Source organism: Thalassotalea sediminis, assembly GCF_030295915.1.
GTDB classification, from domain to species: domain Bacteria; phylum Pseudomonadota; class Gammaproteobacteria; order Enterobacterales; family Alteromonadaceae; genus Thalassotalea_C; species Thalassotalea_C sediminis.
Window position 1 is genome coordinate 3,098,432 of record NZ_AP027361.1, and the last position, 25,151, is coordinate 3,123,582.

The 25,151-nt window shown below is 39.3% G+C and carries 27 protein-coding genes; 12 read left to right on the forward strand and 15 right to left on the reverse strand.

What is annotated here, in order from left to right; genetic code table 11:
* From ftsL to QUE09_RS14230, 10 genes are all read right to left on the reverse strand, one after another.
* Window positions 1-312, reverse strand: coding sequence for a cell division protein FtsL (gene ftsL, locus QUE09_RS14185; RefSeq protein WP_286233484.1), 312 nt, complete (start codon window positions 310-312; stop codon window positions 1-3).
* A gap of 2 nt (window positions 313-314) precedes the next feature.
* Window positions 315-1,253 carry a 16S rRNA (cytosine(1402)-N(4))-methyltransferase RsmH gene (rsmH, locus tag QUE09_RS14190; protein WP_286233485.1) on the reverse strand — a complete coding sequence of 313 codons (939 nt, stop codon included), beginning with the start codon at window positions 1,251-1,253 and terminating at the stop codon, window positions 315-317.
* 40 nt (window positions 1,254-1,293) lie between these two features.
* Window positions 1,294-1,752, reverse strand: coding sequence for a division/cell wall cluster transcriptional repressor MraZ (gene mraZ / locus QUE09_RS14195; RefSeq protein ID WP_286235944.1), 459 nt, complete (start codon window positions 1,750-1,752; stop codon window positions 1,294-1,296).
* Window positions 1,753-2,217: 465 nt separating this feature from the next.
* Window positions 2,218-3,273, reverse strand: a complete 1,056-nt coding sequence (locus QUE09_RS14200; protein WP_286233486.1) for an ABC transporter ATP-binding protein — start codon at window positions 3,271-3,273, stop codon at window positions 2,218-2,220.
* The gene (locus QUE09_RS14205) at window positions 3,270-4,898 is read right to left on the reverse strand and encodes an ABC transporter permease (protein WP_286233487.1); all 1,629 of its coding nucleotides are present in this window, start codon (window positions 4,896-4,898) and stop codon (window positions 3,270-3,272) included. Before QUE09_RS14205 ends, QUE09_RS14200 begins: the two co-directional genes overlap by 4 nt.
* On the reverse strand, window positions 4,895-5,908 hold the full coding sequence (locus tag QUE09_RS14210; RefSeq protein ID WP_286233488.1) for a Fe(3+) ABC transporter substrate-binding protein: 1,014 nt from the start codon (window positions 5,906-5,908) through the stop codon (window positions 4,895-4,897). Before QUE09_RS14210 ends, QUE09_RS14205 begins: the two co-directional genes overlap by 4 nt.
* Window positions 5,909-6,030: 122 nt before the next feature.
* Entirely contained in the window at window positions 6,031-6,912 is an 882-nt protein-coding gene (locus QUE09_RS14215; protein ID WP_286233489.1) for a sulfite exporter TauE/SafE family protein, read from the reverse strand.
* Between the two features lie 21 nt (window positions 6,913-6,933).
* Window positions 6,934-7,410 carry a YcxB family protein gene (locus tag QUE09_RS14220; RefSeq protein ID WP_286233490.1) on the reverse strand — a complete coding sequence of 159 codons (477 nt, stop codon included), beginning with the start codon at window positions 7,408-7,410 and terminating at the stop codon, window positions 6,934-6,936.
* 116 nt (window positions 7,411-7,526) lie between these two features.
* Window positions 7,527-8,591, reverse strand: a complete 1,065-nt coding sequence (locus QUE09_RS14225; RefSeq protein ID WP_286233491.1) for an energy transducer TonB — start codon at window positions 8,589-8,591, stop codon at window positions 7,527-7,529.
* A gap of 21 nt (window positions 8,592-8,612) precedes the next feature.
* On the reverse strand, window positions 8,613-9,074 hold the full coding sequence (locus QUE09_RS14230; RefSeq protein ID WP_286233492.1) for a GNAT family N-acetyltransferase: 462 nt from the start codon (window positions 9,072-9,074) through the stop codon (window positions 8,613-8,615).
* A 248-nt stretch (window positions 9,075-9,322) separates the two neighbouring features.
* On the opposite strand from QUE09_RS14230, the gene QUE09_RS14235 reads away from it, so the two are divergent.
* Window positions 9,323-10,408, forward strand: coding sequence for an aldose epimerase family protein (locus QUE09_RS14235; RefSeq protein ID WP_286233493.1), 1,086 nt, complete (start codon window positions 9,323-9,325; stop codon window positions 10,406-10,408).
* Between the two features lie 63 nt (window positions 10,409-10,471).
* On the opposite strand, the gene QUE09_RS14240 is transcribed toward QUE09_RS14235, so the two are convergent.
* The 4 genes from QUE09_RS14240 to argR form a co-directional block, all read right to left on the reverse strand.
* Window positions 10,472-10,603 carry a hypothetical protein gene (locus QUE09_RS14240; RefSeq protein WP_286233494.1) on the reverse strand — a complete coding sequence of 44 codons (132 nt, stop codon included), beginning with the start codon at window positions 10,601-10,603 and terminating at the stop codon, window positions 10,472-10,474.
* Window positions 10,604-10,612: 9 nt separating this feature from the next.
* Window positions 10,613-10,942, reverse strand: coding sequence for a helix-turn-helix domain-containing protein (locus QUE09_RS14245; RefSeq protein WP_286233495.1), 330 nt, complete (start codon window positions 10,940-10,942; stop codon window positions 10,613-10,615).
* Window positions 10,943-10,967: 25 nt separating this feature from the next.
* Window positions 10,968-11,408 carry a hypothetical protein gene (locus tag QUE09_RS14250; protein WP_286233496.1) on the reverse strand — a complete coding sequence of 147 codons (441 nt, stop codon included), beginning with the start codon at window positions 11,406-11,408 and terminating at the stop codon, window positions 10,968-10,970.
* A 170-nt stretch (window positions 11,409-11,578) separates the two neighbouring features.
* Window positions 11,579-12,049 carry a transcriptional regulator ArgR gene (argR, locus tag QUE09_RS14255; protein ID WP_286233497.1) on the reverse strand — a complete coding sequence of 157 codons (471 nt, stop codon included), beginning with the start codon at window positions 12,047-12,049 and terminating at the stop codon, window positions 11,579-11,581.
* A gap of 234 nt (window positions 12,050-12,283) precedes the next feature.
* On the opposite strand from argR, the gene QUE09_RS14260 reads away from it, so the two are divergent.
* Window positions 12,284-13,066, forward strand: coding sequence for a polysaccharide deacetylase family protein (locus QUE09_RS14260; protein ID WP_286233498.1), 783 nt, complete (start codon window positions 12,284-12,286; stop codon window positions 13,064-13,066).
* Window positions 13,067-13,071: 5 nt separating this feature from the next.
* Here QUE09_RS14260 and QUE09_RS14265 read toward each other — a convergent pair whose 3' ends face one another.
* Window positions 13,072-14,247, reverse strand: a complete 1,176-nt coding sequence (locus QUE09_RS14265; protein ID WP_286233499.1) for an acyl-CoA dehydrogenase — start codon at window positions 14,245-14,247, stop codon at window positions 13,072-13,074.
* Window positions 14,248-14,433: 186 nt separating this feature from the next.
* Here QUE09_RS14265 and QUE09_RS14270 point away from each other — a divergent pair, with 186 nt between their 5' ends.
* From QUE09_RS14270 to QUE09_RS14315, 10 genes are all read left to right on the forward strand, one after another.
* Window positions 14,434-15,297, forward strand: coding sequence for a LysR family transcriptional regulator (locus QUE09_RS14270; RefSeq protein WP_286233500.1), 864 nt, complete (start codon window positions 14,434-14,436; stop codon window positions 15,295-15,297).
* A gap of 137 nt (window positions 15,298-15,434) precedes the next feature.
* On the forward strand, window positions 15,435-16,286 hold the full coding sequence (locus QUE09_RS14275) for a MipA/OmpV family protein (RefSeq protein ID WP_286233501.1): 852 nt from the start codon (window positions 15,435-15,437) through the stop codon (window positions 16,284-16,286).
* On the forward strand, window positions 16,276-16,686 hold the full coding sequence (locus QUE09_RS14280) for a DUF3019 domain-containing protein (RefSeq protein WP_286233502.1): 411 nt from the start codon (window positions 16,276-16,278) through the stop codon (window positions 16,684-16,686). Before QUE09_RS14275 ends, QUE09_RS14280 begins: the two co-directional genes overlap by 11 nt.
* Before the next feature lie 15 nt (window positions 16,687-16,701).
* Window positions 16,702-17,403 (forward strand): response regulator, encoded by a 702-nt coding sequence (locus QUE09_RS14285; protein ID WP_286233504.1) that lies wholly within the window; start codon window positions 16,702-16,704, stop codon window positions 17,401-17,403.
* A 2-nt stretch (window positions 17,404-17,405) separates the two neighbouring features.
* Entirely contained in the window at window positions 17,406-18,704 is a 1,299-nt protein-coding gene (locus QUE09_RS14290) for an ATP-binding protein (RefSeq protein WP_286233505.1), read from the forward strand.
* Window positions 18,705-18,831: 127 nt separating this feature from the next.
* On the forward strand, window positions 18,832-20,289 hold the full coding sequence (locus tag QUE09_RS14295; protein WP_286233506.1) for a Gfo/Idh/MocA family protein: 1,458 nt from the start codon (window positions 18,832-18,834) through the stop codon (window positions 20,287-20,289).
* Window positions 20,290-20,300: 11 nt separating this feature from the next.
* A complete protein-coding gene (locus tag QUE09_RS14300; RefSeq protein ID WP_286233507.1) occupies window positions 20,301-21,212 on the forward strand; it encodes a sugar phosphate nucleotidyltransferase in 912 nt (303 codons plus the stop codon).
* Window positions 21,213-21,241: 29 nt separating this feature from the next.
* Window positions 21,242-22,330 (forward strand): phosphotransferase enzyme family protein, encoded by a 1,089-nt coding sequence (locus QUE09_RS14305; protein WP_286233508.1) that lies wholly within the window; start codon window positions 21,242-21,244, stop codon window positions 22,328-22,330.
* 292 nt (window positions 22,331-22,622) lie between these two features.
* Complete coding sequence (locus tag QUE09_RS14310; RefSeq protein ID WP_286233509.1) at window positions 22,623-24,251, forward strand: methyl-accepting chemotaxis protein; 1,629 nt, start codon at window positions 22,623-22,625, stop codon at window positions 24,249-24,251.
* Window positions 24,252-24,672: 421 nt separating this feature from the next.
* Window positions 24,673-25,131, forward strand: coding sequence for a MarR family winged helix-turn-helix transcriptional regulator (locus QUE09_RS14315; RefSeq protein ID WP_286233510.1), 459 nt, complete (start codon window positions 24,673-24,675; stop codon window positions 25,129-25,131).
* The last annotated feature ends 20 nt before the right edge of the window (window positions 25,132-25,151 follow it).

The following is a 25,151-nucleotide window of genomic DNA, read 5'->3' on the forward strand; positions in this document are numbered from 1 at the left end:
TTACTTCAACCTAATTATAATTTCATTTTCAGCCGTTGGCTTTTCCATATTGAGCACTTTTTCTGCTTTACTCTCAATGGCACTGTGTTCCGCTAAACTATTTTGTTCCAGTAACAAGTTACGCCATTCAATATCTAATTCGTCTCTTTCTGTTAACAACACTTCCAAGTGACTAGTACTTTGTCGATTTAAATGTGTGAAGTAAATCACCGCAAATGCAGAAAAAACGACTGCTAACAACAATATGTACATCCAAAAATAACGCTTAATGTCTTGCCATACTTCAAATGCCAAGATCACTTTGGTTGACATGGTTAATCTGCCAACCTTGTTGCTATCCGCATCACGGAACTACGTGAGCGCACATTTTCACCTACTTCGTGTTTTGAAGGTTTTTGACGCCCTTCTAACCGAAGTTTTTTTCCCTTATTAATCTCTGCTTCACTGACAGGTAACCCTCGCGGTACTTGTTTTCCTTGTGAATGTTTTTTCATAAACTGCTTTACTAATCGATCTTCTAACGAGTGAAAACTAATCACGACTAATCGGCCTTCTTCAGCGAGTACAGACAAAGAAGCGGCGAGCGCTTTTTCAATTTGCTCTAACTCACTGTTGATATACATACGTATGGCTTGAAAGCTTCTGGTCGCTGGGTGTTTCTTGATTTCACGTTGTGGTGCAGTTTTCTTGATTAATGCAGCCAATTCCCCCGTGCGGGTTAATGGAGACTCGTCGCGACTATCTACAATTGCATTAGCAATACGCCATGCATGTTTCTCTTCACCGAACGTTCTTAGCACCCAACTAATGTCTTCAACATCTGCTGTGGCTAACCACTGAGCTGCAGTTTGTCCACGTGTTGTGTCCATGCGCATATCTAGCGGTCCATCATTCATAAAACTAAAGCCACGTTCTGCTTGATCTAATTGCGGTGATGAAACACCAAGATCCAATAAAATGCCATCAACTTTACCCAATAGCTGTTCTTTTTCTGCAATAGATAATAAGTCTGCAAATCCAGTATGTTCGATAGAAAATCGCGGGTCAGCAGAATATTTTTCTGCAGCAGCTATTGCGGTGGGGTCTCTATCGATAGCTATTAAACGCCCTTGGTCAGAGAGCTTGGAAAGGATAAGTCCTGAGTGGCCGCCGCGACCGAATGTACCGTCGATATAAATACCGTCGGGTTTAATCGCGAGTCCTGATATTGCTTCGTCAAGCAACACAGAAATGTGAGACTTATCAGTTTGCATTTTAAATAAACGCCGTTCTAGTTGTAATGAATTTCTTTTGTTATAAAGACAGGTCGAGCAATCGCTCTGTTAATTCAATTTCACCTGACTGTATTTTGGCAATGCCTTGCTGCATTTGGCTTTGCCATGCTTGTTCGCTCCAAATTTCGAACTTTTTCAGCTGACCGACTAACATCACGTTTTTGTCGAGGCCAGCATGGTTGCGTAGCGGACCATTGATTAATAAGCGACCACTCTTATCCATCTCACAGTCTGACGCATTACCCAGCAATACTTGCTGCAATAATCGCTCTTGCGGGTTCATACTTGAAAGCCCACAAAGTTTTAATTCTATTTCTTCCCATTCAGGGAGTGGATAAAGCAATAAACAGGCGTGTTGTATATCTACTGTACACACCATTTTTCCCTGACAATCAGCCACAAGCTCTTCGCGATACTTCGTTGGTATCGTGATACGGCTTTTACTATCAAGCGTGATTGCGTTGGTGCCTCTAAACATATTGCCTTTTAAGTTTGTAGATCTACCAAGATCCACTTTTTCCCACTTTTCTCCACATTGATACAGTTTAGTGAGTCTAGTAAAGGTATGTCAAGCAAAGAATTGCTTATTTGATCAACGTGATCAGCAATAAAATTGCGGCATAGAAGGAAGTTTATGTTTTTGTGGGGTTTTGTGGTTTTCTCGCCCAAATATTTAACTTATCTGAGCGAAATAGGTCACTAAAGTGAATAAGCCGACCAGTGCCGTGCTAGTTTAGCGCCAGAAGCGGGTACCCAGAAGCACGATAAAACTAACAGGCACCTATTTTACGATAAAAGCGAAATCGAAACACCTATTTTTGTTACTCAGAAATTTCATTTAGTAAAAACCGGTCAGTAAACCAGCTACTTGAAAAAGGTGGTATAACGATTACGCGACAACTAAAAAACACTTGTGCTTAAATCAGTCGCAACGCACCGAAAATTAATCGCTTTTTGGTGCGGTGTATAGTTGGTATAGGTGCGGCTTAAGTGCCAATGCTATTGCTTGCTCTATCTTTAATAACGTTTGACTATAAAAACTCAGGTTTTCAAACGCAAGTTCGTTACCTTGCTCAATACTAGATAGCGAATAGTGGTATCCTTGCTCAGTCACAGATACATGTTTGACAACACAATTAGCCTTTTTAGTCGCTAACGTTAAGTATTGCGGCTTTACTAACAAAAGTTGTTTTTCACTACCGGCAAGTGAACTTGCCATATTCGTCAATTCACCAAGTGCAGAATCAACATGATCACCATTGCGAACAACAGGTAACCAACTGCCTATTTGCAGAAAATCTGCCACCTGCCAGCAATTAGGATGGTCAAAGACATCTCTGGGTGTGCCTGACTGAAGAATATGGCCTTTGTGCATTAGCGCTATTTTATCAGCAAACGAGAACACTTCATCTTTGTTATGTGTTACAAAAATCGCACTAATATTGAGTGATTTTAATAAAGTTTTTAACTCAATCATTAAACCATTGCGCAGTCTAGCGTCAATATTAGAAAACGGCTCGTCGAGTAATAACACCTTTGGTCTTACCGCTAACGCCCGTGCGATAGCGACACGTTGTTGTTGTCCACCCGATAACTGATGTGGAAATTTGTCCTTTTGCGCTGTCAATCGCAACAAGGTTAACAGTTTTTCAGTACGTTGTTGTTGCTCACCCTTTGATAATTTACTAATACCAAAGGCGATGTTTTGCCAGATAGTTAAATGAGGAAACAATGCATAATCTTGAAAAATAACACCAACATTACGTTTCTCTGCAACCACTGGGTTATTTTGTGTAATGACTAACTCATCAATATTAATCTGCCCTTCTTGCGGTAACACAAACCCTGCAATAGCACTAAGCAACGTTGTTTTTCCGCAGCCACTTGGTCCTACTAAGCCAAGTATTTCACCTGAAGTTAACGATAAATTGATGTTGGCAAGAATTGTCTGTTGTTGTATATCTACAGACAATCCCTCAATAGTTAATATATCACTCAATGTAATTTCTCTTTTCTATTTAACACTATGATAGGTAGCAATCCAAACAGTACAATGAGTAAAGCGCCAATAGCACCTTGTTCTAATCTTTCATCTGAAATCATCTGATATACCTGAGTGCTTAGCGTATCAAAATTAAAGGGTCTGAGTATAAGTACAGCAGGTAACTCTTTCATTGCTTCAACAAAGACCAATAACCACGCGACTGTAAACGAAGATTTCAATAAGGGGATATGAACTCTAAACACAGTATGCCATTTGCCCACACCTAAACTCGCGGGTGCGAGGTCTAGCGACTGAGGAATTTTTGTTATGCCGCTGGCAATCGTGCCGTTTGCAATAGCAGCAAATCGTGTTACTAATGCAAAAACAATGGCAAACAAACTACCTGATAAAATCAACCCTGGTTTTGATACATTAAACCATACTGCAAGATCATTTATCCAATGATCTAGGGGGCCAAATGTCGCTAGCATCGCCATGGCCAAAACAGTGCCCGGTATTGCATAGCCAAACCCTGATAGCTGCAATGGTCTACCATTACTTTTTACACCGCTTAAGCGACGATATAATACCAATGTTAATGAAATCAAACTCGCAATTGTTGCAACATAAACTGCTACTTCGACACTATTAACACCTGACATAAATAGTTGTGTAAATTCTGTCTGCTCAAGGTGACTAATGGTCATATCAAGTAAGACGAGAAATGGTAAAATAAAACCTGTAATAACCATAAGCCAGCAATAACAATTGCCCGCCAAGTGTTGAAATGGTGACAATTGTATTAGCGGCAACTCTTCATGGTTAAGTTGTGATTGATGGCGAAGATGAGCTCTGGCACGGTATTCAGCAGCAACTGCTAGCAATATTAAAATCATTAGCAGACTGGCGATCGCATTTGCGGTTGCAAGCTCACCGTATTCCAACCATGTATCATAAACTGCTGTGGTTAACGTATTTACCGCGAAATATTGTACCGTAGCAAAGTCTGCCAAGGTTTCCATTAAGACAAGGCTTGACGAAATGGCAATAGCAGGTCGAGCAAGTGGTAAACTAATGCGGTAAAAACATTGCAACTCACTTAACCCTAGCGAACGTCCTGCTTTAATAAGTTTTGGATCTTGATGTTCAAACGCGGTTCTCACCAACATATAAACGTAAGGAAATAGCACTAGGGCGATCATAATCGCTGCGCCAGTTAAGGTTCTCAGATCAAAAAACCAATAGTCGGCGGGAGATTGCCAATTAAACATTGAACGTAGCTGACGTTGGATAGGTCCAGCATAATCAAAAAAATCAGTATATAGGTAAGCAATAACATAGGCAGGCATAGCAAGGGGTAGTAATAATGCCCAACGCAAAGTAGCACGTGTCTTTAAGTTGGTAAGGCTCACAAATGCTGCTGTAGGTACGCCAAAAAGAATCACCAACACAACGACATAGAGTGCTAATAATAAAGTATTTAACACATAGTCAGGTAATACCGTTTGCCATAAATGCGTTAACGTTTCACTATTAGCCGTAGCCCCTGAAAAGATCATAACAGCCACTGGCGCAATCAGCGCCAGAGCCAGTAACCAACTGAAAATTGACCATAAAGGATAGTTAACGCGTGATATCACAAATCAAATTTAGCCTGATCAATAAGTTTGATTGCCGTTTTTCTATGTTGTGCAATAGTCACTAGTGGTAAGTCGTCAGCTTTATACGCTCCCCAAGAGGCGACTAAATCTGAAGATGGAACACCTTTTCGTACTGGATATTCCATATTCGTTTCCGCATACATTTGTTGCGCTTTTTCAGAAATTAAAAACTCCATTAAAGCTAACGCATTATCACGATTAGGGGCATATTTTGCCATTGCGACGCCTGATATATTAATATGCGCGCCACGGTTTTGTTGATTTGGGAAATTAATATTAACACCATCAGCCCACTTTTTTTGAGTCGGACTGGTTAACATTTTACCAAAGTAATAGCTGTTTCCTAAACTCAAGTCACAAAGGTTTTGATGAATAGCTTGAACTTGCCCACGATCATTTCCTTGCGGCTTACGTGCTAAATTCGCTTTAAACCCTTGTAACCATTCAAGCGTTTTCTTTTCGCCATGTTCTGCAACCATTGAAGCAACCAAAGCTATCGTATAAGGGTGTTTACCACTACGAGTACAAACACGCCCCTGCCACTTAGGGTCGGCTAAATCTTCATAACTTATTGAAATTTCGCCTAATCGCTTTGAAGAGTATATATTTCGTACACGTGTAGTAAGAGCAAACCAAGTATTGTCAGCTGATTGTAAGTGTGAAGGAACATGTTTTTGCAAAAGTTCCGAGTCTACTGCTTGTAATAATGACTTTTGCTGCAACTCCACCAAACGGCTTATATCGGTTGTAAGCAGTATATCTGCTGGGCTATGTTCGCCCTCACGTGCTAACCGTTCTGCCATACCTTTTTTGGCAAAAACGACATTGACCTTAACGCCTGTTTGCGCGGTAAATACATCAAAAAGTGGCTTTACCAAGTTTGCTTGACGATAAGAATAAACATTAACTTCGTCCGCAGCATACACCTTCGTAGGTAATAGAAAACTGATAGCAACTGCGCTAAAGGTAATAAATAACGTTTTAAACATAACTTGTTCTCTGCAGATAAATTTAGCTAAATAAGAATGTCAGCAAGACTAATGACATTCCCCAAATGAGTCAAGGTTTTTGAGAATTATTCTCATTTAGTTAACCTGACATCGAATAATTGCTATTTAATGCCAACAACGCCAATTACTAGCAACCAAAACGCGAAAAAAAGTTTTAATTTTGTCGCTGATAAATAACTCACTAACGTTTTAGCAAAAATACCACCTAAAACTGCCCCGGGCCCTGCAAATACCACAACCTGCCAGTAAACCTGAAAACTAACGATCGTATGGTGCCAAATAGCAGACCAGACAGTGAATGCCGAGACAACTACCGCAACGGCAACCGCCATGGTAATGTCAAAACGACGTAAAATTAGATAAATAGCGATTAATTCGCCGACTCCAACAGACAGCCATGCAGTAATAACACCACCGATTAGGCTTATTGCGATTAGCGCAATGGCATCAAAAATTGTTAAACAGCTGTGATCTCGACTTGGTTTGACAAAATAAACCGTGAGCACAATAAATAAGCCAAGTAACAGCGAAAACCAACTAAAGTTATGATGTAAACTATTAGGCGATTGCCAATTATTACCATAAACTAGCCAAATACCTGCAATAGCGCTTAACGTACAAATTAAAATGATACGTTTAAACCCTTGCCATAGCTTAAGATCTACTTTTTCTTGTTTATAGTGAAACCACCATGTCAATGCGCCAGCTGTCATGCCAAAGCATTGAATAGCAAAACTGGTCGCAACCGATTGCTTTTCACTAAATGCAAGTTCATTAAAGGCGGGTATAAATACTACACCGCCACCGGCACCAGTTGAATTCGCGAAAATTGCGCCTAGCATGCCTAAGAAACTAAACAACGCGTAGTCAAACAAAGCTGTAAGATCTAGGGGGGAAAAAAAGAGTAATGAGAACCAGAACAGAAGAAACAGACTAATAAATTTTCCGTTCGTTAAGCGTATTGGATTACTGTCAGTTGACATAATGTTAATTAGTAGAGCAGATTATTCAGCTCTTTCCTCAAGTACAGACTTTACGTCTTCTGACAAACATTGTGCTGATAAGTACTGTTTACCTTTAGCCGTGATCAACACCCAGCCTTTACTTGTTGATTTAATCGTTTTTATATCTTTCCAGGCGATGTGTTGCTTAACGCCAGTTAGTGTTGTTGTAAAGCCACGGTGATCAACAGTCAGATGCACAATATTATTAGCGGCTTGACTCCACATTTGTCTGGTTATCCACCATATTTTTTTATATTTAACGCTTAACGCTTCTACAATACCTAAAATAAACAAAAACCAAGCGGCATAAGGCAGCACATCTGTCAATAAAATGAGCAAAGCGCCAACGCCTGCCAAAATAATGGCTTTACGATAATCTCGCCAAGTTTGTTGACTAGGCATGGATTGTTCAAAACATTCTAAATAGTAAGCTTTGTCTAATTTATATTGCGTTTGAAAAAACAAGTTGTCTGACATAGTGGTTATTTACAGATATTATTAACGTTATTCTACCCATTGGCTGAACATTAAAACAATACTTTTTCATTACTTGCTTTCATTTGTCGATATAACAAACGATGTGAAGTAAACTGTTAGACGGCGTCGGCAGCTTCAGGTAACTGCACAAAATCAAATGTAGTACCTGATTGACCATATAAAATGACATTACATCCTTGCCAGTTTTCAGGTATTTGCCACGTAGATTGCTCATTAACGGTATACGTATGGTATTTATTAGCACAACGTACATCCATTTTAGTCAGTAACCCAGAAACATTTAATATCGAAAAACTATTACGCACAGGGGTAAAATGCCAAAACGGCACCTGATGTAATGTTCCTTTGACTACAATCGATTTGTCACTCTTTATCGTTTTATGAATATTTTGCTTAAGCTGTTGGTAAGTTATCTTTTGCTGTTCGTTTAACGGCATTGCAGTTAATCTATCTACATAGTTTAACGCTTTATTTAATTGATTTAATTGCACAGCTAAAACGAGCTTATTATGGGTGATCGCTAATTTATATTTTACGCCTTTGTCTTGACCATAATTAAATTGAACCTTTGATAAATAGGTGAGTTGTAATTGTTTATTATCGATTGCTTCGTTGTATTTTGCTTTTAGTAAATTCAATAAATTACTTTCAGACGCATAGCGATTTTTAAACGACGACATTTCATCGATATACTGTTCTACAGCCGTTATTTCTTTCTCTTCTAACGCCTCTAGAGCTAAGCGATATTTTTTCATAAAACGTCGGCGAACGCCGTCTTCCGCAGCTTTAGAGGATATTTTAAAATTAAGCTGAACGGTATTCACACAACGTTGAATCGGTTCACCATTTTCCATTGCTGGTTTATATTGCCAATGTTTTATTGCTCTTAACGACTCCCGTTCGAAATCTTTGCTGCCTGATGAATCCAGTTTCACGATGTTTGAAACAGAGCCATTTTTTTCTATCACGAAACTAAAGGTCGCCCAACCTGTTCTTCCCTGCCTTGCAGCAGATTTAGGATATTTAGGGTTAATGCGTTTAATCGGTACTGGTGCCTCAACAGTGCCCAGATGTTTGGCTAACGACGGTGGGTCTAGGTCACTCGCTTGTACCTCTCCTGTTGTAAACATTAACAGTATCGTTGATATTATAATTCTCATTGTTACATCCTTGTTTAAAAATTAGATAACCTTTCTCATATCAATCAAATGAGGCAAAAAACCAAACTTTTCATAGGCGCGAATAGCAGACGTATTTTCGGCAAACACATCTAAATGTAGTACATTAACCCCTTGTACAACGCACCAATCTTCCAACGCTTGTAAAACCTGCTCAACAATCCGTTTACCTCGATACTGAGCGTGAACAAAAATAAACCCAACATAGCCTAAAAAACGGTGTTGAAGATATGGTTTCGCAGCTTTTATTTTTACATAGCCGCTGGCAATAATCTCATTCCCCTTGCAAGCTACCACTAAAGTGCTTTCATCACTTTCAATTAAGTCGACCAGATCATAATAAATAACGGGTTCATTTTTAAAGCACGCCTCAAAGGGTTTTTCGGCGCTTATTACCCCCTGCTCTAGTGATTTTAAAACAGGAATATCATTTAATGTTGCAGTTCTTAGCGTGAGTCCATTCATGGCTATTGTAATTTATCTAAGTATCCATTTAGCTTCCCAAACTAACTCACTATTTGCAACTAAACAATATTGATGCATTCAATTTGTTATATGGAAACTGTTGATTCTTTTTCGGTAAAACTTACCATGAAGGTTAAATGTTGCCTAATGTCGTTTTCTTAATCAAAATACGGAGTTACATTTAGTACCTTGCACAGAAAAACGGTATCAATAAAATAAATAAGCATTCCCGTCATCTGGAGTTATATATGTCTGATAACCTGAGTTTATCTCGAATCACCGAACAACCTTTTGGCTTGTTATCTACTGGCGAAGCAGCCCGATTGTTTACTTTAACAAACACTAACGGCATGCAAGTGAACATTACAAATTATGGTGGCATTATTACCTCTATATTTACCCACGACAAAACAGGTAGAGCATCTGACATTGTCTTAGGCTACGATAATGCATCAGATTATGAGCAAGATACTTATTACCTTGGTGCAATTGTTGGACGGTATGCAGGTAGGATTGCAGACGGAAAAATAACACTCGATGATCAAGAATATCAACTTGCATTGAATGCTCCAGACAGCCAACTGCATGGAGGACCACATGCATTTAACAAGAAGTTATGGACAAGTGAAGTATCTAGCGATAGTAACCAGTCAAGCTTAACGTTAAAGTATACTAGCCCAGATGGTGAAAATGGCTTCCCAGGTACTGTAGATGTTTGTGTTGTTTATACCTTAACAGACAACAATGAATTAATAGTCGAATACCACGCAACAACCGATAAAACAACGTTACTAAATTTAACGCAACATAGCTATTTTAACTTAGCAGGTCATGACAGTGGCGATATTCACCAACACAAAGTTGCGATCAACGCAGATCATTTTTTACCCATGACGCCAAATGCATACCCAACAGGAGAGATCGTTAACGTCTCCAATACCGTTCATGATTTTCGTGTGCTTAAAATGTTAGCAAACGATATTAATGGCAATGATTCGCAAGTAAACATTGCCAAAGGGTTCGACAATTACTGGCTGTTAAATGAAGATGCAAAACACGACAATAAATATGCTGCACAAGTTGTAGAGCCTGCATCAGGTCGAATGCTTACTGTGTTTTCCGATCAACCAAGTCTGATTTTATATACCGCTAATTATATTGACGGGAGTCATATCGGGAAAAATAACTGCCAATATCAACAGCGTGCAGGCTTATGTTTGGAGCCGCAACGTGCCAATAACTTAGAAACGGGTGCTGATATTAATAATACATTGTTAACACCCGATGCACCTTTTTACAGTAAAATGCGCTACAAATTTTCTATCGCAGATTAATACATCTTCCACTAAAAAAGCAGCCGTAAGGCTGCTTTTTTTTTAGCGGTTCTACACTTTCTTTTATAAAAATTTTGCTAACATACCGCCAATAACGATACCACTAGCAAACAAAAAAATAACCGCACTAATACCAGCTAAAGTTGCCAACGCTGATTGCTCAACAGCTGTTAATGATTTCCACCAAGATTTCATAATAAACCTCTACTTAAATAATGTTTGTACGAGAAGCGTAATCAAAACACCAATAACAAGGCCACAAGCACCTGCTAACATTAATGCTTTTCGCTTATACTGAGGGGTAATATCGACAATACACTCTATCACTTCAACCTGATTTTTGTGCGCTAACAACGTTGCTTGTTCTTGCTCAAAAACAGCGGCTAAAGCCATTAAGGTATCTTTTGAACTATTGCCATACCTTTCAACACGTTGAATCGTACGAAGACTAACACCGCAAGCATCAGCTAAATGCTGTTGTGTCCATGCCTTGCTTGTGCGTAATTGTTTAATTCTCTCTGCGTTAATATCCATAAATATACTCTAGTTCCAACCCTGCTTACAAAAACAGCGTTGTGATCATATCAACACTTATATAGCCAATAACCCCGCCTATTAACCCGCAAAGTAACAACCAAGGTAAGAATGTTTTATCTTTAAGTTGATAACGCTTTTTCAGCACTTGCTTCTGCGTCGCCACATGCGTCCCATCAGCAATGAATGTGCAATGCACTTTGCCCGTCAACAAATTCGCCATCGTTATTTCTATTTCTACCACACGATTTGCGATATTCAACGTTTGGCAGGACTTCCGTCGTAAACTACGCTGCGAAACAATTAATTCGTTATTAACATAAATATTTTCCTTTCCCGATAACGCTGAACAATGCACATGAATGTGATGTTCATCTATCGTACAGTAAAAATGGTAGCCTTTTCGATAGCCCACTTCGGGGGTTGTTGTTCCGCTCATATCCGTTTGCATATGTTCGTTGTTCATTGCATTTCCTGTTGTAATGTCACTTCGAAAACAAGTACACCATAAACACGTTATTTGATCTGCGACATGCTTATGACAGGACAATAAATTGTCATATGACATTCGGTGTCACATTTTATATTTAGTTGAAATTAAAGCAAAAAAAAAGCGCTTAGCGCTTTTTCTTCTATTTAGACATCAAGCAGTCGTTTAATATCTTCTGTCGTTTGATCTATGCGACTAACATCCATTGGCGCGATAAAAATCGTATCATCACCAGCCAACGTACCTAAAATGCCTGCAGATTCTCCCATACTGTCCAACATACGAGAAATCAACGGTGCACCACCAATACCTGTTTTAACAATAATTTGCATATTATTGTGTTTAACACTGGCGACAACAGATTGGATCGCTTGGCGGGATTTAGGGATCGCCAATTCATCTGGAAGAATATATACCACTTGGCTGCTTGCATTTCGCATTTTTACAGCACCAAGCTTAGATAACAAACGCGAGATTTTTGCCTGAGACATATTTTTAAAACCCTGCTCAGCGAGTGCAGCAGCAAGTTGTCCCTGTGAACCGTAACATTGTTCTTTCAATAATGTTTTAAAGGCCGTAATTAATTCAGCTTCGTTTTTCTTGCGAATAGATGTCATTATCTTTCTTACATCAATTATAAATGGAATTATTGATATTTTAACGAGTTTTTAGCTGGTTGTCCTTTACTTTATTCATTCTTTTTATAAGTTCTATCACTTGATAGTTCTGAATAGTTGCCACGTTGGTCAAGATAAATATTAACCGACAGTGAATATTTATACAGTTTAATTGTAATCCGCTGATGTGTGCATTAATGTATGCCTTGATTTTAAAATAACATACGGCAAAACATGATAAAAATCGCACTGTCCTCAATGATATTATTACTCTTCATTTCTGGTTGCCAGCATCCGAAAACGATGCCAAAAAAGACAGAGCCTTCACATGTAAGGCGTGGCGAAACGGTAATTATTGGCGATCATGAGAACAAAGCACAACAATTTCCTCAACATTACATTATCGAAGGCCCATTTAACAACAAAACCGTTGCATTAACATTTGACGATGGCCCCTCTGAACACACACTATCGCTACTTAATGTGTTAAAAAAACACCACGTTAAGGCAACATTTTTTATGTTAGGGAATCAAATGCAACAATACCCTAAAATTGTTCAATCTGTCGTCAATAACGGGCATGAAATTGCTAATCACTCTTGGGATCATGACGATATGCTTAACTATAAAAATATCGATTTGTTTTGGCAAAACCAAGTTAATAAGCAAATTAAGATAACGCAAAAAATTATAGGTAAAACACCACGATTATTTAGGCCACCTTTTGGTCGTATTTCTTCACAACAAGTCCAGTTTCTCGCGCAGCAAAACATAAAAACAATTATTTGGTCTATCGACACTCAAGATTGGAATGAGCAAACCAACTCGGTCAATAATTTAGTTAAAGCGGCTACTCAGTATATGCACCCTGAAGCCATTATACTGATGCATGATGGCGGCGGAAATCGTAAAAACACAGTCAAATCGTTAGCTGCGATTATCAATCATTATACCGAGCATGGATATCAATTTGTTACCGTGTCAGACTTACTTAATACAGACGCCTATCATGAGTAAGCATGTTAATAAAAAGCTTGAATGCCTGTTTGTGCTCGCCCCAGAATCAGCGCGTGAATATCATGAGTCCCCTCATACGTATTGACAGCTTCTAAGTTCATCACGTGACGAATCACATGAAACTCATCAGCAATACCATTACCACCATGCATATCTCTTGCGGTACGCGCTATATCAAGTGCTTTTCCGCAAGAATTACGTTTGATCAACGAAATCGCTTGCGGTGCCAACTTGTCAGTATCCATCAGTCTCCCGGCTTGCAAAACCGCAAATAAGCCTGTTGTTATATCCGTTTGCATATCTGCAAGTTTCTTTTGGATCAGTTGCGTGGCGGCAAGTGGCTTACCAAACTGCTTCCTATCCAACGTATACTGTCTAGATGCATGCCAACAAAACTCAGCCGCACCTAAAGCTCCCCATGAAATGCCATATCGCGCTTTATTCAAACATCCAAATGGACCTGATAAACCACGTGCTTTCGGTAATATTTGATTTTCGGGAATAAATACATTGTCCATAACAATTTCACCGGTTATAGACGCTCGCAATGAAAACTTACCTGCTATTTTCGGTGCAGTTAAACCTTCCATACCTTTTTCCAGAATAAACCCTCTGATCTCACCATCCAGCTTAGCCCAAACAATAAATATATCAGCAATAGGCGCGTTCGTTATCCATGTTTTATTTCCCGTTATACGGTAACCATCAGGAACTTTTATTGCGCGTGTCGCTAAACTGGCAGGATCAGAGCCTGAATCGGGCTCTGTTAGGCCAAAACACCCAATGAGTTCACCCGTTGCTAATTTCGGTAAATACTGTGTCTTTTGTGCCTCACTTCCATAAGCGTATATAGGATGCATAACTAAAGAAGATTGCACACTCATAGCACTTCGATAGCCACTGTCTACACGCTCAACTTCACGCGCAATTAGACCATAACTGACATAATTGGTGTTGGCACATCCATATATTTCTGGCAAAGTACAGCCGAGTAAACCTAATGCGCCGAGTTCGCGCATAATTTCAACATCAAACGTTTCGCTTCGATTTGCTGCTATAATTCGTGGCATCAACTTTTCTTGGCAATATTGTTGTGCTGTTTCTCGAATAAGACGCTCTTCATCTAAGAGAAGTTCATCAAAATGTAATGGATCCTGCCAATTAAAACTCATGTCTTTCATCACTCATACCTTAGCATTATTGTTTAGCTTACTAACACAAGTACTCAGGTCACTTAGTACAACTACAACAACAATAATCATTCATGATACGCAGCATACGTAATTTCATGTTAAAGTTAAAATATAGTTTTTCTCTACCTGTTATAGATATAAACTATAACTATTAGTCACCTTCTGTAGGATATTATGGACTTAAAACAACTGAAATACTTTACCGCTGTTTATGAAAACGGTAGTTTCAATGCTGCTGCAAAAGCCTGTTTTATCGCGCAGCCATCCATATCAACAGCAATTGCACAACTAGAAGCTGAACTGCAACACCCTTTATTCATTCGCCAGTCTACAGGGGTAAGTGTTACCGACGAAGGTAAGCAACTTTACGCTATGGCAAAACAACTGCTTGGGCAGGCACAAGCGATTAAATCGAGTTTTACCCAACAAGATACAAAAACTGAATTTGCACTGGGCGTTACCAAAGGATTGGGAGTAGCGCGAATGAGTCAATTACTAAAAACATTTATTTCGCGTGAAACCAATATGTCATTAACGCTTGTACCACAAGACGCGCAATGTCACGCACGGATCATCACAAAAGATGAGCTCACTTCTACTGAAAGTTATGAAACAATATGGCAAGAAGAATTCGTACTCGCATTGCCTCTTAATCATCCACTTGCATTAAAGCGTAACGTTACCCTAGCTGATTTACAGGAGATAGATTTAATACAACGAACACCTTGTAGTGCTTGGCAAACATTATCGCGTGAATTATCACTGGCAAAAGTTTCGCCACGTATTCGCGCGAAAATACAAACGATTGATTATGCTATAGGTCTAGTAAAAGCGGGTCTAGGCGGTGCAATTGTGCCAGCACATAAAGAAGTCATCGAAATAGCTGATCTTTGCTTCAAAAATATACAAGGCCTAAATCTAAAACGAGAAATTGTTTTGGCATATCAAACGCCTTCCCCTTTGCTTAACAGCCTTAAAAGTATCGTCAGTCATGCACATACTGAACATTTGCCCGAGTTTTTTTCTTACAATTTTTAAACATTTTGGTCATTCAGTATACTGCCATTCAGTATTACAATTTGTTAACATGCTGCCTTTCTTGGCCATTGTGTGGTTCAAAGCGCACATTCAATATAAAAAATAGAAGCAAATTAAGCATCATAGGAACGCCCCACATGACGAGAACGCTCATCACCATTATCGCCTTTTTGATGTGCGCAAATGTAGTTGCTAACGAAAAAAAACCAGAAAATCAAAGTACCGTATTTAATGAAACCTTTAGCTGGCAAGCACAGTTAGGTTTATCCGCCTATTATACTGATATTTTGTTAACCGACGTCGAACAATCAGACCTCAAGAGTTACCTTACTGTACCGTTTCTTTTTGATTTCTATTATAAAGGCTTTTTCATTCAATCGAACCATCGTCGCTCGGAAAGCTTTGCCCTTGGTGCTGAGCTTGGTTATCAACTCATCGTTGAAGATGATTGGGAGCTCGATATTATTAGCAAGGCCTATATTACCGGAATATCACCCAGTAAAATAATGGACCTTGCAGATAAAGAAATTGCCAGCATAAAAGGACTCGACAAGCGAGATGTTGGTGAAGGTATCGGATTACGATATACCCGATATTTTCAAAGTAGTCAGCTTTCAATAGATGTTGCAAATTTAGCGATACCAAGCGACGCTAAAGGTTGGCTTTTTGAAGCATTTTATAGCCACCTTGTGCCGTATAGAAACTGGGATATTTACCTGAACGCAAGTTTAAGCTACTACCCTGAGACCATGATGGATTATTATTATGGAATAAGAAGTCATGAAGTATCAGCAATTAGGCCTTTATACCAAGCAAGTGGTGCTCTCAAAGGCCAACTAGAAGCATTTGTTCAACGCCCTATTTCAGAATCGTGGACCTTTAATGCTGGGGTTAGCTTTAGCAAATATTCCGATAACCTTTCTGACAGCCCAATTATAGAAAAATCTCATAGTGTTACTGCGATGTTAGGAGTGCTCTATGTATTTTAACCACAGCAAAGGAACTGCATGGTTGTTATTACTCATATTGTTATTTATCAGTAGTCTATTAAACGCACAAGAAGTACCAGATAAGCAAGTATTACTGACAACTACCCCTAACAATTGTGTAACGCTTCGTCAGGGGCGCACATGCTACGCTAAAGTTAATATGCGTTGGCAAACGCAAGTGGTAGGCAACTATTGCTTGCAAGTTAAAGCGTCTGGTCAAACGTTACAATGTTGGCGTAATAGTAAAAAAAATCAATGGACTTTTGAGTTTCAAGCCCGTGAAAAAGTTGATTATCAACTGGTTACACTTGAGGCTCAAACCGTATTGGCAGAGACAAGCGTGAACGTAAGTTGGGTACACAAAGCAACACCAAGAAAACGTCGCTGGCGACTCTTTTAACAAGGTAGAAACGTCATGTTAAATTCACAAAAAATACTCTTAGTTGAAGATGATTTATCATTGGCTGATTGGGTAAAAGAATACCTTGAAGAACAAGGCTTCCATGTAAAACATGTTGCCCGCGGTGATGAAGTGGCCGACGAATTTATACGCTATGCGCCAGATGTTGTTCTCCTCGATATTATGTTGCCCGCATTAAGTGGGATAGAAGTATGTCGTTTATTGAGGCAGCAATCTAATGTACCGATAATTATGCTTACAGCAAGGGCTGATGAATTTGACGAAGTTATTGGTTTTGAAGCTGGGGCAAATGACTATGTCATTAAACCCGTAAGACCAAGAGCATTGTTAGCAAGAATACACAGCGCCTTAAAACACCAACCTACTGAAGTTAAAGATGTGAGTGCTATAAAGCTAGGTAAACTTCACATTAACGGGGAGGCCAACCGCGTTACTTATAAAGGTGAAGAGGTTGAACTTTCTACAAGCTTATTCGCATTTCTGTGGTATTTGGCAAGTCATGCTGGTGAAGTAGTTGATCGAGACAGTGTTTTCAAAACACTTAAAGGTCGCGAATATGATGGGCAAGATCGCCGCTTTGATGTCATGTTATCGACATTAAGAAAAATATTTAACGATGACCCTCAAAGCCCAAAGAAATTCAAAACTGTTTGGGGTAAAGGCTATTTATTCGTTGCTGATGCTTGGAACGATTAGCGATGAAACGACTCTTCATTAGCATTATTTTTGCTGTCTTTGGTTCGTTATTTTTAATCGGCTGGGGACTAGATATGTTAATTGAAAAAAATGCGACTAACGAAGAACAACCTGAAATAAAAATTTACCAACAGCTTATCGAAGGTGTCGCACAAGAGCTTGATTTAGTAGCAGAGCAGAAAATTAATACTAAATTAGCCAAAATCGCACAACATTACGCTTTAACAGTAAGCATAGAAGAAACCGCTGCCATTGCATTACCTGAACCACTGTTTTCACAATTATCTGAACCAGGTGGTTTACTGTTGGCATCTGAACAACAAGCTTATTTGCTCAAACGACTTGCAAACACACCACAATTTCTAGTAAAGCTGCAAATCCCCTTTGAACAAGAAGAAAACCTTCGTTTAAATGCATTATTCACTGCCATTTTATACTTAGGCGTCGGCAGTATCATCGTCTTGTGGCTTTTACCTTTAGCGAGACGTCTGTACTTGCTTACTAACGCTGCTGAGCGCATAGGTAAAGGGGAGCAAAATGTACGTGTTAACCTTAGCCGTTTTTCCTATATATATCCGCTGGAAAGTCGTTTTAATCAAATGGCGGCTCAAATTGAAAAACTAATGGCCGACAATAAATTGCTAGCTCGAAGCTTATCACATGATATACGAACACCTATGAGCTGTTTACGTTTTGGCATGGATGCAGCACTCGATTCAGACAGTATTGACAAAAAGAATAGCTACCTCAAACGTATGGATATCGAATTAACAAGAATGGAAGACATGACGTCAGCATTTTTATCGTATGCGAGTATGGAAAGACAAGGAATACACCTAAAGTTTGAGCCCATTAACGCAAAAGCCTTTGTTGACCGTATTTGTAGTGAATTTCAAACATTAGCACAGCAACATAAAGTATCGCTGACATGTAAAAATATGACTAATGATGCCGTAATAAATGCCGACCAATATTGGTTAAATAGAGCGCTTCAGAATTTACTGACCAATGCGATTCATTACGCGAAAACACAAGTATTAATGTCAACAACTGTTGTACAAAAAAAATTGCAAATCGTCATAGAAGATGATGGTAAAGGCATTGAAAAAGAAAAATTTACCGTTATTTTTGATCCTTTTGTCAAACTCGATGTTGATCGTTCTCGCGAGCAAGGTCATTTTGGCTTAGGTTTGGCGATATGCCACAAAGTCGCTCATTGGCACAAAGGTGATATTTCAGCTGGGTTTTCAACGAATCTTCACGGCGCTAAATTCACATTAGCCATTCCGCTTACTCATTAAGCTTCAAACAACATAATTGATGCAATTGTAATTGGCTGTGCGCTTAACACTATGCCTTTTGCATGCTTGCATTCATATATCGATACAAGTAACGTTAGTTAAATGCTATCTGATCACCTCTTGTATTATGACCTCAACTAAACGCCGACATTTTCTAAAATCTGCTGCTGCATTATCAGCAAGTGGTATTGCTCTTTCACATGCTGATACCTTTACTAACGTTTCAACTAATAAACTCTTTAAACATAATCCTGTTTTTGGCCTTGCCGTCCCTAAAATGGAAACGGTTCGAATTGGCTTTATAGGCGTAGGAAAGCGAGGCTTGGGGCATGTTCAACACTGCTGTCACATCGAAGGGGTTGAGATAAAAGCAATTTGTGATATTCATCAAGATGTTATCGACAGTGCATGTCAATTAGTTGAACTGCAACAACGTCCTCGACCAGATGAGTATACCGGCAGTGAGTTTGCCTATAAAGACATGTTAAACCGTAGCGATATCGATATTATCATTATATCGACACCTTGGCGTTGGCACACGCCTATGGCCGTAGACACAATGACCAGTGGCAAGCATGCTTTCGTCGAAGTACCTGCTGCAACAACGGTTGAAGAATGCTGGTTACTAGTAAACACCGCAGAACGTACACAAAAAAACTGCATGATGATGGAAAATGTCTGTTATGGCCGTGATGAATTAATGGTACTAAACATGGTCAGGCAAGGTGTATTTGGCGAGTTATTGCATGGCGAAGCTGCGTACATCCATGATTTAAGATCACAGATGAAAAACCTTGATAGGCACACAGGCTCTTGGCGCACTTATTGGCATACCAAAACCAATGGCAATTTATACCCCACCCATGGCCTTGGACCCATTTCACAGTATATGAATATTAATCGAGGTGATCAGTTTGATTTTTTAACGTCAACGAGTTCACCTGCAATAGGTAGACAATCTTATGCTGCCCGAACATTTCCGCCTGAACATGAGCGAAATAAAGTAAACTATATTGCAGGGGATATGAATACAACAGTCATCAAAACTAAACTCGGACGCACAATTACGCTTAAACATGACACGACAACACCTCGACCTTATACACGTCTAAATTACATTCAAGGTACCAACGGTGTTTTTTCAGGGTACCCGAACCGAATCGCACTCGAACAAAAGCCAAAAGCAATAGCAGCGTTCTTCGAGAAGGAATATCAATTAGCACTTAATGCATGGGAAACTCAAGGAAAGATAGGTAGCAAACCACAACGGCACAGCTCTCATCAATGGGATAAAAATATGCTTCCTTGGCAACAACATTTTGATCACCCTCTGTGGATTCGCATGGGCAAAGAAGCCGAAAAGAATGGAGGACATGGCGGAATGGATTTCTTAATGCTTTGGCGTATGATCTACTGTTTAAGAAATGGTGAAGCATTAGATCAAAATGTATATGATGCAGCTGCATGGTCCGTTATTGCCCCAATAAGTGCAGATTCAGTTGCCGACCGCAGTAATAGCAAAGATATTCCTGACTTTACCCGTGGTTTATGGAAAAATGCAACGCCACTTTCCATTGTTTCGTAAATTGATGTGCTATGTCGACAACATCCCATATAAATACTTCAACGCTAGTCATTCTCGCAGCGGGCCAAGGTTCACGCTTTGGCGGTGCTAAACAGTTTGCGCAGTTTGGCGCTAAACAAAAGACGTTGATGGAATACAACATCATTCAAGCCGTTAAAGCCGGCATAAATCATGTTGTATTCATTACCCAAGCGTCACAACAAGCATCCTTAGAACAGCAAGTTATTCCTCATTTACCTAAAGGCGTCAAAACGTCCATTGCGCTACAAGACATGAACAATTTGCCTGCTAAATGTGCAGTAGAAGCTTCACGTGTTAAGCCTTTAGGTACCGCACACGCACTTTGGTGCGCTAAACAATATTTGCAACAGGGCTTTATTGTTATCAACGCCGACGATTATTACGGTGAACAAGCGTTTAGAAAAATTCAGCATATTGCCCCCGCTAATTGTGGGCTAGTGGCCTTTGAATTGGGAAAAACGCTCTCTACGCATGGCGGCGTTAACCGAGGCTTTTGTCAACATTCACAATCGAAATTAGTTGATATTAAAGAAGTCATCGATATTATCGAAATTGATGCTAACCATTGTCGAGGTATGTGTGATGGTTCAGCAATCGTCATGTCGAAAGCACAGCTCGTATCAATGAACTTTTGGCGATTAACCCCGGCAATTTTTCAACAAATAGAAGCGTTATTACAACAGCATTTTCCAACAACTCAAGAACACGCTAATGCTGACTTAAATAAAGAAGTCTATTTACCCGATGCAGTTTTCGCACTTATCGCTGCAACTCAGGCCAACGTTGAGCTTTTAGCTTCACAAGATGCGTGGTTTGGCGTAACATATGCCGCCGATTCTCCATCCGTTGAAAGTGCAATTACATCTTTGTCGAATAATGGAGCATTCGACAGCCATAGTTAACATAATAAATCGAGGGACAGTGGTACATTATGAACATTAATATTGATCAGGTGCAGGTAAGTCATGTGTTAGAGGCTTACTTATGCGATATAAAAACAAGTAAAGTTACACCGTTAGGGAACGGCTTGATCAATACAACGTACCTTGTTTCTAGCCCAGCACGAAAATTTGTGCTGCAACGTATCAACCACCACGTGTTTACCCAACCAAACGACGTGATCAATAATGCAGATCTAATCAACGATCATCTTTATAATAAAAAGCAATTAGGCGAATACCAGCTTGAACCTATATGGCAGGTAAAAAGTAGTAATGGCAACTCAATGGTTCAATATAAAGATAATAGCTGGCGCGCCATTCAGTTTATTCCTAATTGTTATACTGTTGAAGAAGTAAGCTCAGCTAAACAAGCACGTGAAGTTGCCCGGGCATTCGGTGCATTTACTTGTGCGTTAAGTGATTTTCCAGCGGAAAAGTTAAGCGAAATTATCACTGACTTTCACAACTTAGATGCTCGCATCACACAGTTAAAAACAGCCAAACAAAACAATTCTCATCAACGTTTAACCAAATGTCATGAATTAGTCGCCACGTGTTTGGCAGAAACAGCTTTTATCTCAGAAGTTGCTGACATTATTACTCAGCTCCCTATTCAAGTAACGCATAACGATACTAAAATAAATAATTTACTCTTTGCTAAAGCAACAAACGAACCTATTGCAGTGATTGATCTAGATACCTGTATGCCTGGTTTCGTCATGCATGATTTTGGCGATATGGTGAGAACTTGCTGCTCTAATTTACCCGAAGATGGTACCAATTTAGACCAAATGACCATTTCTATGGATATTTTCAAGGGATTATCTCAAGGCTATATTGAAAGTTTTAATGGTCAACTGTCTGAGCTTGAAAAGCAAAGCTTGGTGATTGGCGCACAGTTATTACCTTTTATGATTGGCGTACGGTTTTTAACAGATTACCTGAACGGCGATAGTTACTTTCATACCCAATATAATACACACAACTTAGATAGGGCATTAAACCAAATTAACATGTATCAATTGTTGAAAAGTAAACGCGAAGAGCTCAGTCGTATTGTAAGTCAAACAAGCACTTAATTTGCTTACTTTTTAGTCTATTTAAATCTACATTATATTGCCGAGGTATGAATAAAAAATAGCATCTCGGCCTTAAATCTCCTTACTTGCCCAGTATTGCGCACTTATTGCGCGTTTACTATTTACCTATCTTCCTGCTCGCCTGAAGTTAAGCAATAAATTAAAAATCACTAATGCTTGTCAACATCAATAAGCTTGTGATATTAAAGTTAACCGATGTGATAGGAAGTAAGTTTTTAAGGAAATAAATACCAAATTGACCTCATTTCTATAATCTTAAGGGTAGGTAAGAATGAAATTACGCTTTAAAGTGAGCGCACTTATTGCACTGATACTGATCTCGTTTCTAATGTTAATGGTTGTCGGCCTGACAGCACTCCGTTTTGCGAGCAACGATGATAATAGAGCGAGAGTTGAACAACTCTTTAGATCAACATATAACATCGTTGTAGAAATGGAAAAATACGTTGCAAGTGGCAAAATGTCGGAAAAAGAAGCAAAAGCTTTAGCAGCGCAACTACTGAGAGAAAACAAATATCACAAATCTGAATATGTCTACGTTGCTGATGAAAACCTTAATTTTGTCGCCGCGCCTTTAGATCCTCAGTTACACGGTACTAGCTTTCATGAATTTAAAGATGGTCAAGGCAAAAGCGTCGGTAAAATACTACAAAATGCTGTTAACAATAACCCACAAGGCATTGCTACATACGAATGGACACAAAAGCAGGCGGATGGTTCTATAGAAGAGAAGCTTTCCATTGCTCGTCAAACACCTAGCTGGGGCTGGTATGTCGGTACAGGCATTGGCTTTGCAGAAGTAGAAGCACGTTTTTGGGCTAATGCGAGTTGGCAAGTCTTTATTTGCTTAGCATTAACCTGTGGTTTAGGGGTGCTACTGTTATTATTTACCCGTAAATTACTAGACGATCTTGGTGGCGAACCTTCAGCTGTACTTAAAATAGTGCAAAAAGTCGCGGCTGGAGATTTAACGGGTAATAATTCAAGTTCTAACACGCGAGAAGACTCAATTTTAGGTTCGATATTGCGCCTACGTGAGTCATTAGCAGCAATTTTAGGGAGTATTGAAGAGTCGATTAAGCAATTACGTCAAGAAACGGAAGATGCGAATCGACGCACATTAGAGATCGACAACACTTTCGAAGCTCAACGCAGTGAAATTGATATGGTTGCTACGGCGATGACGGAAATGTCTTCTTCTTCGCAAACGGTTGCCGATAATGCTAATGCAGCGGCCTTATCAACAACAGAAGCAGATCAACAAGGCATTAAAGCCCACGATATTGTAGATTCAGCGGTACAATCAATTACAACATTGGCTACGCAAATAGACGAAGCGAGTGTCGTTATAACAGAACTCGGCAATGACGTGACTAATATCGTGTCAGTACTAGACGTTATTCGTGGTATTGCTGATCAAACAAACTTACTGGCACTTAATGCCGCCATTGAAGCTGCCAGAGCAGGTGAACAAGGCAGAGGCTTCGCCGTTGTTGCCGAAGAAGTGCGTAACCTTGCGAAACGTACGCAAGATAGTACTGAAGAAATCCATAATATGATTGAACGTTTACAGTCAGGTTCTGTGCGCGGCGTTGAAACAATGGATATGAGCAAAGCGTCAAGTGAGGGTACCGTTAGTCAAACTCAAGAAGCTGCCATAGCACTTAATCAAGTTGCACAGGCATTAAGTTCAATAACAGAGATGAATAATCATATTGCCACAGCTGCCGATGAGCAAAACAAGGTAGGAGATGATATTTCACGACGCATTAATATGATTGCAGAAAGCTCTCATGATGCTGCTGAACTTGCGCATAAAGGTAAAAATGCAACCTCTGTACTTATTCAATTAACCGATAAATTGGAGTCATTAATGACTCACTTTAAAACTGCAAAATAAAGATATCAGTGCAATTTTCATCGCAATTGCTTTCAGATACTTTTTACACGAAATGAAACCAATACTTTACTTTCGTTTCGTGTAATACATTTTGTACACTTGGACAAAATCCACACTAAAATGTGCTGAAAAACATTTGTTATTTTTTTGTTAACTTAATACGCTTCTGCTAGTCTTACATTGTCCTGGTTGACCTCTAGGACAAATGAGCGATGATGGACGTTGTAAAAAGCAGTGCAGTTGCAGGGGTGTTGGTGCGCTTAGTTTAATTTTTCACAATTGTCTCGCTTTTGCTCAAGCAGGATTGGTTCTCCCCCAGCCCTGCTTGAGCGTTCATCCCCACACTTAAGGATGAATAACTTTATTGGCTTCATTGTATTCTTCGTTATAATCCCTTCCAAAACGCATTAAATTTATTGATATGAATACTAACCAATTTACGCTAACTTCTTTTTTTCCTTATCAACTTGCAAGATTGCAAATGCTCGTCAGCCAATCTATTGCACAAGTCTACCAAGGAGAATTCGAGCTTTCCCGACAACAATGGCGAGTATTGGCAATTCTAGCCACTCATGCGCCTATCAATGCTAAACAAGTAGGTTTACACGCAGATTTAGATAAAATGCCAACAAGCAGAGCAATTAAGGGGCTTATCGCACAGAAGCTGGTCAATAAGAAACAAGACAAAGATGATAAACGTGTACATCTGCTGTCTTTGTCAAAAACAGGTATCAATCTATTTGAGCGATTAATTCCTATTGTTAAGCAACAAGAACAAGCATTACTCTCAGTTTTATCCGATGAAGAAAAAATGAGTTTAGATAATGCGATGAAAAAGTTGGTAATGCAAAGCGAGCGATTAACCAAAAACGAGACTTAAAACGTAGTTAAGTAGTTAGT